A 7,873-nucleotide genomic window follows, 5' to 3' on the forward strand; every position below is an offset into this window, starting at 1 on the left:
TATAATGAAAAAACAAATTTATGTTGCGTGGGTTGCGGTACTCTTCCTGTTTGGTATCAGCGCCTCTGTGCGAGCTCAGGACGAGGTGACCATGCGCTATATGGCGAGCTATGGCGGTATTTCCGCGCACGAATTAGCGGAAGCGCTCGGCTATTTCCAGGGCACCGGTGTTGCAATTAAAAATGCCGGTTACGCCAGCGGCGGCCCGGAATCATTATTTGCTCTGGCTTCTAACAGCATCGATATTGGATCCGCAGCCACGCCGGCGGTGATTAACTCGATTGCCAACGGCAATGACTTTGTCGCCGCTTACCCGACGAACGGTATCAATGAAACCACCAAATCGATCTTCTATGTGAAAGAAGATAGCCCGATCAAATCCATCAAAGATTTAGTGGGGAAAAGCGTTGCGGTGAATACGCTGGGGGCGCATCTGGACTACACCCTGCGTGAAGCGCTGCATCAGGCCAATCTGCCGGAAAACGCCGCCAAACCGGTTGCAGTTCCAGGCCCGCAGTTGGAGCAAACTCTGCGCTCAGGGCAGGTTGATGTCGCGGCATTCGGCTACTGGCAGACTACCTTTGAAGGCGCCGCGCGCAGCCACGGCGGCCTGCGCCCTATCTTCAACGATGCTGACGTTTTAGGACCTATTGCCGGCGGTTTCACCGTACTGCGCGCTGACTTTGTGAAAAAACACCCGGATGCGGCGCGCATTTTCGTCGTAGAGTCAGCGCGCGCGCTGGACTATGCCCGCGATAATCCGGAAAAAGTGCGCGAGATTATGGCCAAAATCCTCAAGGATCGCGGCGAGAACCCGGAAGTTGCACAGTATTTTACCGGCTACGGGGTGCGTAAAGGTGGGCTGGCAGAGCCGCACGATGTGCAGTTCTGGTTGGATATTCTCGAACGCGACGGCGTTATCCAAAAAGGTCAGCTGAAAGCGTCAAATATTTTGCTGAAAACGGAAGGTGTATGATGACAACATCCATTGAGTCAGCGCGCGGAGATATTTCGATTCGCCGTTTACGCAAGACATTCTCCCTTGAGGGTAAACCGTTTGATGTCTTTCGCGATCTGAATTTGCACATCGACAGCGGCCAGAGTATCGCTATCGTTGGGCCAAGCGGCTGCGGGAAAACCACACTGCTGCGTATACTGGCTGGTTTAGAGACCCCGGACGGCGGCGATGTGGTGATTGATGGTCAGGCGGTGCACGGTATGAGCCGCGAGCGAGCGGTTATTTTTCAGGAGCCGCGTCTGCTGCCCTGGCTGACGGTGCTGGAGAACGTCAGCTTCAGCCTGGATGTGCAGGGCGTGCCGCGTAAAAAGGCGCGGGAACGGGCAAAAGAGGCGATTGAGTTGGTGGGATTAAGCCACTGTGAACAGGCGCTGCCGAACCAACTTTCCGGCGGCATGGCCCAGCGCGTTGGTATCGCTCGTGCGCTGACCATTCAGCCGGAAATATTGCTGCTGGATGAGCCGCTGGGCGCGCTGGATGCGATGACCAAAATTACCATGCAGGAAGAGCTGGCGCGGATCCATGAGGTGGAAAAAATTACCATGGTATTGGTGACGCACGATCTGGAAGAGGCGATTTACCTGGCCGACCGGGTGTTGATTCTGCCGAAAACTAAGGGTGACCCGATACGGACGATTGAAGTCACGCTCTCTCGCCCACGCGTTCGCAGCAGCGCCGATTTTGTGGCATTACGCCAGGAATTAATGGCGGAGTTCGGTTTGCACTAATTATTCGTTGCAAGATGAGTTGCTTAGCCTTTATTTCCACGCAAAGAATAAGGCTGATTTTTTTAATTAAAAAAAGCAATGTGGAGATAAATGTTAATAATTCGAAATGAAAAATGACTGATATTTTAAAATAATGTAAAAGTGCGCTACCATTAGCGCACACATTACATTTTGCTATGCGAATATCATCATTATGTCTGCTATAAATAAAAAACTCTTCTCTCTGGCGACAATAGCGCTGCTGGTCAATTCAGCCGCTTACGCAGATACCGATACCACCCAAAAACCGACGTCCTGCTGATTGGTGGCGGGATTATGAGTGCATCGCTCGGCACCTGGCTGCAAGAGCTGCAGCCAGACTGGAAACAAGTGATGGTCGAGAAGCTCGACAAAGTGGCGCTTGAATCCTCAAACGGCTGGAACAACGCCGGTACCGGCCACTCCGCGAACATGGAGCTGAACTACACGCCGGAGCGCCCGGACGGTACCATCGACGTCACCAAAGCGCTGGAAATCAACGAGCAGTTTATGATTTCCCGTCAGTTCTGGTCTGCACAGGTGAAGCGCGGCGTGCTGAATAATCCGCATGCGTTTATCAACTCTACGCCGCACATGAGTTTTGTTTGGGGTGATAAGAACGTTGATTATCTCGGCAAGCGCTACGATGCGCTGCAAAAAACCACCCTGTTCCAGGGCATGAAATTCTCCACCGATCATCAGCAAATTGCCCAGTGGGCGCCGCTGGTCATGGCCGGTCGCGATCCACAGCAGAAGGTGGCGGCGACCTGGACGCCTGCCGGCACTGACGTCAACTACGGTGAAATTACCCGTCAGCTGATTGGCAGCCTGCAGAAGAATGAGCACTTCACGCTGCAGACCTCATCTGAAGTGACCGAGTTTAAGCGTAACGGCGATAACTCCTGGCACGTCACCATTGAAGATGTCAAAAATGGCAAACAGCATGCCATTGATGCGAAATATGTCTTCATCGGTGCCGGCGGCGGGGCGCTGAAGCTGCTGCAAAAAACCGGGATTCCTGAAGCCGATAACTATGCCGGCTTCCCGGTGGGTGGCTCCTTCCTGATGACCGAAAATCCGGACGTGACTCGCCAGCACCTGGAAAAAGTCTACGGCCAGGCTTCCGTGGGCGCGCCGCCGATGTCGGTACCGCATATCGATGCGCGCTTTATCGATGGCAAGCGCGTGGTGCTGTTTGGGCCGTTCGCCACCTTCTCGACCAAATTCCTCAAAGAAGGGTCGTTCTTCGATCTGCTGAGCACGACCACTACCAGCAACGTGCTGCCAATGACCCACGTCGGCCTGGATAACTTCGATCTGGTGAAATACCTGATTAGCCAGGTGATGTTGAGCGATGATGACCGCTTTGCGGCGCTGAAAGAGTACTACCCGGAAGCGCGTAAAGAGGACTGGAAGCTGATTCAGGCCGGTCAGCGCGTGCAGATTATCAAGAAAGACGCGGATAAAGGCGGCGTACTGAAGCTGGGTACCGAAGTGGTTGTTGATCAGCAGCGCACGATTTCTGCACTGCTGGGGGCTTCGCCGGGGGCATCCACTGCTGCGCCGATCACCCTGAACGTGATTAAAAAGCTGTTCCCGGAACAGTTCAATTCACCAGAGTGGCAGAGCAAAATTCGCGGTATCGTACCAAGCTTTGGTCAGACGCTGAACGGCAATACGGCGCTGACGCAGCAGGTGTGGGACGACACGGCTACCACGCTGCAACTGACCAAACCGCCGGTGATTACTATGCCGACTGCGCCAGTTGCGCAGGCCAAACCGGCTGAACAGCCAGCGAGCGCATCACCGCAGCACGATATGGCGCTGTAATTATCCCGCCGGTGTCTGCGTTGTTGGGCACCGATGGTGAAGAATTAAAGCTATAAAAAAGGCCTGTTGGGGGAACCCGACAGGCCTTTTTACGTTCTGTTACCCGGTTAGCCGAGGAACATCACTGAAACACACATCACCCCGACAATCAGCGTAATCAGGCTACCAATGGAACGGTAAGGCTTGAGCGTTGGGATTAGATAAGTCGACAGCGTTGGCATGATAAACAAAATCATGGCAATCAGCGGGCCGCTGATGGCGTAGATCATCGAGATGGCATTCGGGTTGATGCAGCAGACAATAAACGTCAGCGTCGACACCAGCAGAATAGACAGCCCGCGGTTGAAGGAACGGCTCTTGCGAACCCCTACCTGATTGAGTGCGGCTTTCACCATCTCGCTGGCGCCTTCAATCACCCCAAAATAGGTGCCAAGGAACGATTTTGACATCGCTACCACCGCCACGATAATGCCGGAAATAGACAGCCAGCTCGGTGAATTGGGCACCATCGACAATGCGGACAAAATAGTGACGCCTTCGTCTTTCGCCGCGTTGATATAGGATGGTGGAATTGACATCAGGCAACTGAAGACGAAGAACAGCACGCTCAGGCAGATGATCAAATATGCCACCTTCATGATTTTTTTGCATTTACCCATGGCTAACTCGCCATATTTCTCGCGCCGGTCGATGGCAAAGGTCGAGATAATCGGCGTATGGCTAAAAGCGAAAACCATCACGGGAATGGATAACCACACCTGGTGCAGCGTATGCGTATTGGCCTCCATCTGGGAGGTTAACAGCGACGGCTGCCAGCTACCAATCTGGTAAATTGACAGGAACAGGAAGTAGGCAATCAGCGGAAACACCAGCATCCCCATGACTTTGATGGTCGTCTGGCGACCGGTCATGAAGATCAGGTTCAGCAGTAGCACCACGCCCAGGCTTAGCAGCGCGCGCAGCGGCAAATCGACTGGCCGGTAGCGGGAAATTTGCTCCGCCAGCGAGTTGGTGATTGCCACCGCGTAGATCAGCACCACCACAAAGAATGCGATGAAATAGAGTGCGGTAATCAGGTTGCCGATCTTCTTACCGTAGTAGTGGGTGACGGCGCCGGTGATACCCACGCTTGCCGGTGTGTTAGCGGACAGGATGAACTGGCATAACGCGCGATGTGGCCAGTACGTCAGGGGCCAGGCGACGAGGGCGGTGATAAATAGCACCACCGCGCCGGCAGTACCCAACTGGATGGGCAGGAACAGCGTCCCCGCTCCAACAGCAGTGCCATATAGGGCAAAGCTCCAGAGGGTCTCTTCTTTAGACCAAATTTTAGACATTATTTGAATATATCAACCATGAAACCAAAAAAATGGCGGATAATTTACCATAATAAGCTTTTCGTGTGGCTGAACATTTTCAGACCGATGGCTATCGGTCTGAAAAGATGAGGGATTTTAGGCGCAGCGATTTTCTAAACGACGCTTGATCACCCGCTCGCGCAGACTGTCGTAGGCCCAGTTGTACAGCATGGTGTAGGGCAGGAAGAACAGGAAGAAGCCAATCTCCAGGGTCAGGGCCTGTAGCAGCGTCACGCCGAGCACAAACGATACGATGCTCACGCCAATGACGATAAAGCCGCACTCAAACCCCAGCGCATGCAGGGCGCGAACTTTGGCGGTGCGTTTTACGCGGGTAACCGGCCACAGTCGATCAAAGCAGGCGTTGTAGATGATATTCCACACCATGGCGGTGGTGGCCAGAATCACCGTTAACCCACCCATTTCCAGTACCGAGCGTTGCATAAGCCAGGCCGCCGTTGGCGCGAGGATCGCGGTGGCGATCCCCTCAAAGCAAACGGCATGGAAGATACGCTCCGGAAGTTTTCTGCGATGTAATGAATCGTGTTGCATCTGATGACCTTTCAATTATTGAACGTTGTTGCGGGTATTTTATGGACAAATGTGATAAGTAAAAGATAGAACCCATCGATAAAGTAGATACTTCATGCGCTATTCTCCCGAAGCTCTCACCGCCTTTGTGGAAACGGTCGCCTGCGGCTCGTTCTCTGCTGCCGCCCGTCGTTTGCGAAAGAGTCAGTCCACCATCAGCACCGCTATCGCTCATCTGGAGGCTGATATCGGCGTTACGCTGTTTGACCGTTCGGCGCGTCAGCCGGTGCTGACAGCCGAAGGACAGCGGGTATTGAGCTACGTTCAAGCGATTCTGGCGGCCAGCGAGCGGCTGGATGAACTGGCGGTGGAATTGAGCGGTGAAACGGAAGCGCGGCTGACGTTTGTGCTTTCCGATACGCTGCATCCCGACGTGCTGGAAGGTCTGCTGGCGCAGTTTGACCAACGTTTTCCACATACCGAATTTGAGTGTTTGGTGGGGGAGGATGACGACGTTGTCGATCTGCTGCAAAAAGGGCGTGCGCAGGTGGGGCTGATTGAGGCACGCGATGATTATCCCACCGATATCGGCCACATCCGTTTGCCGATGCAGACGCGCATGGCTATCTATACCTCGCCCGATCACCCCTTGACCCGCGAGCAGGGGCTTACGTTGGAACAACTGCGCACCTGGCGCGAGTTACGGCTGAATACCTATCTGGAAAACCGCGCAGCGCCGTCGCGCGGACCGGTGTGGTCGGCGCCCAACTATCTGATGCTCTTAAGCATGGCGGCACAAGGGCTCGGATGGTGCGCGCTGCCCTGTGCGCTGGTGGAGGAATTTGCTCGTTCGGCAGAGCTGACTATGCTCAATATTGCGGGCTGGCCAATATCGGTCTCAACCGATCTGCTGTGGCACAAAGCGGCTCCGCTCGGCGTATCGGGAAGCTGGCTGCGGCAGTACCTGCAGCAGGTTTCGGCCTGACGCGGCGGATAGACATTTCCTTTGTGATAAAACTCACTTTTTTTAAACAATCGCGAAAAAATTTGATAACAATCATCTACTATACGCGGACAATTTTGCGCTGAGGTCGAGATGAAAGACGTCGTTATCGTTGGTGCTGTCCGGACGCCTATTGGTTGTTTTCAGGGGGCGTTGGCTCGCCATTCCGCCGTGGAGCTGGGTAGCCTTGTGATCCAGGCCTTGGTTGATCGCAGCGGGATTTCCGCCGCGGTTATTGATGAGGTGATCATTGGTCAGGTCCTGACGGCTGGCACCGGACAAAACCCGGCGCGGCAGTCGGCTATCAAAGGCGGTCTACCGAATACCGTTTCGGCCATCACCATTAACGACGTTTGTGGATCCGGTTTAAAAGCGCTGCATCTGGCGACGCAGGCTATTCAATGCGGTGAAGCGGATGTGGTCATTGCCGGCGGGCAGGAGAATATGAGCCGCGCGCCGCACGTTTTGACCGACAGCCGTACCGGCGCTCAGTTGGGCAACAGCCAGCTGATTGATAGCCTGGTCCACGATGGGCTGTGGGATGCGTTCAATGATTACCACATGGGCGTGACGGCTGAAAATCTGGCGCGTGAATACGGTATCAGTCGCGAACAGCAGGATGCCTGGGCGCTAAGCTCCCAGCATAAGGCGCGTAAAGCAATTGATTCCGGACGTTTTCGTGATGAAATTGTACCGGTCACCAATTCACTGCCCGGCGGCGTGGCGCAGGTGGTGGATACCGACGAACAGCCGCAAACTGACGCCAGCGCGGAAGCCCTGGCGCGGCTGGTGCCCTCCTTTGAAAGCGCCGGTTCGGTTACCGCCGGCAACGCCTCCTCGATTAATGATGGCGCGGCAGCGGTACTGATGATGAGCGAAAGCAAAGCCCTGGAGCTGGGATTACCGATTCTCGCCCGTATCCGCGCATTCGCGAGCGTAGGGGTGGATCCTGCATTGATGGGGATTGCCCCCGTCTATGCCACGCGTCGCTGTCTGGAGCGAGCGGGTTGGCAACTGAGCGATGTCGATTTGATTGAGGCTAATGAGGCCTTCGCGGCTCAAGCTATTTCGGTGGGTAGAATGCTGGAATGGAACGAGCAGAAGGTCAATGTGAACGGTGGCGCGATTGCCTTGGGGCATCCGATTGGCGCCTCAGGCTGCCGTATATTGGTTTCGCTGGTGCATGAAATGGTGAAGCGTGATGCCCGTAAAGGATTGGCGACGCTGTGCATCGGCGGCGGGCAGGGTGTCGCGCTTGCGGTTGAACGGGATAATCAGTAATTCTGCGTTGTTTTTCCTCCTCAAATTCCTCAAATAAGAAAGGCCTCATTGGAGGCCTTTTTTGTTTTTGTCCCCTGATTTTAGCGAATAGAAATGAGGGGATGTC

General features: G+C 54.4%; 6 protein-coding genes and 1 pseudogene. 5 read left to right on the forward strand and 2 right to left on the reverse strand.

From position 1 onward, the window contains the following. Positions 1 to 4 precede the first annotated feature (4 nt). The 3 genes and pseudogenes from KCR01S_RS13915 to mqo all read left to right on the forward strand — a co-directional run bounded on the left by KCR01S_RS13915 (position 5) and on the right by mqo (position 3,594). Positions 5 to 976, forward strand: a complete 972-nt coding sequence (locus KCR01S_RS13915) for an ABC transporter substrate-binding protein (RefSeq protein WP_061283308.1) — start codon at positions 5 to 7, stop codon at positions 974 to 976. After that, the gene (locus tag KCR01S_RS13920) at positions 973 to 1,746 is read left to right on the forward strand and encodes an ABC transporter ATP-binding protein (protein WP_233269657.1); all 774 of its coding nucleotides are present in this window, start codon (positions 973 to 975) and stop codon (positions 1,744 to 1,746) included. Before KCR01S_RS13915 ends, KCR01S_RS13920 begins: the two co-directional genes overlap by 4 nt. 193 nt (positions 1,747 to 1,939) lie before the next feature. Further along, positions 1,940 to 3,594, forward strand: a pseudogene (gene mqo, locus KCR01S_RS13925) (malate dehydrogenase (quinone)). A gap of 107 nt (positions 3,595 to 3,701) precedes the next feature. Here mqo and KCR01S_RS13930 read toward each other — a convergent pair. Together KCR01S_RS13930 and KCR01S_RS13935 are read right to left on the reverse strand one after the other, a co-directional pair. Beyond that, a complete protein-coding gene (locus KCR01S_RS13930; RefSeq protein WP_061283310.1) occupies positions 3,702 to 4,931 on the reverse strand; it encodes an amino acid permease in 1,230 nt (409 codons plus the stop codon). Positions 4,932 to 5,048: 117 nt separating this feature from the next. Further along, positions 5,049 to 5,504, reverse strand: a complete 456-nt coding sequence (locus tag KCR01S_RS13935) for a multidrug/biocide efflux PACE transporter (RefSeq protein ID WP_061283311.1) — start codon at positions 5,502 to 5,504, stop codon at positions 5,049 to 5,051. Positions 5,505 to 5,598: 94 nt separating this feature from the next. Between KCR01S_RS13935 and KCR01S_RS13940 the strand changes: the two genes are divergently transcribed. Together KCR01S_RS13940 and KCR01S_RS13945 are read left to right on the forward strand one after the other, a co-directional pair. Next, positions 5,599 to 6,468, forward strand: coding sequence for a LysR family transcriptional regulator (locus tag KCR01S_RS13940; RefSeq protein ID WP_061283312.1), 870 nt, complete (start codon positions 5,599 to 5,601; stop codon positions 6,466 to 6,468). A 111-nt stretch (positions 6,469 to 6,579) separates the two neighbouring features. Beyond that, positions 6,580 to 7,767 carry an acetyl-CoA C-acetyltransferase gene (locus tag KCR01S_RS13945; RefSeq protein WP_061283313.1) on the forward strand — a complete coding sequence of 396 codons (1,188 nt, stop codon included), beginning with the start codon at positions 6,580 to 6,582 and terminating at the stop codon, positions 7,765 to 7,767. Positions 7,768 to 7,873 lie beyond the last annotated feature (106 nt).

It is taken from the genome of Kluyvera cryocrescens NBRC 102467, from assembly GCF_001571285.1.
Lineage (GTDB): Bacteria > Pseudomonadota > Gammaproteobacteria > Enterobacterales > Enterobacteriaceae > Kluyvera > Kluyvera cryocrescens.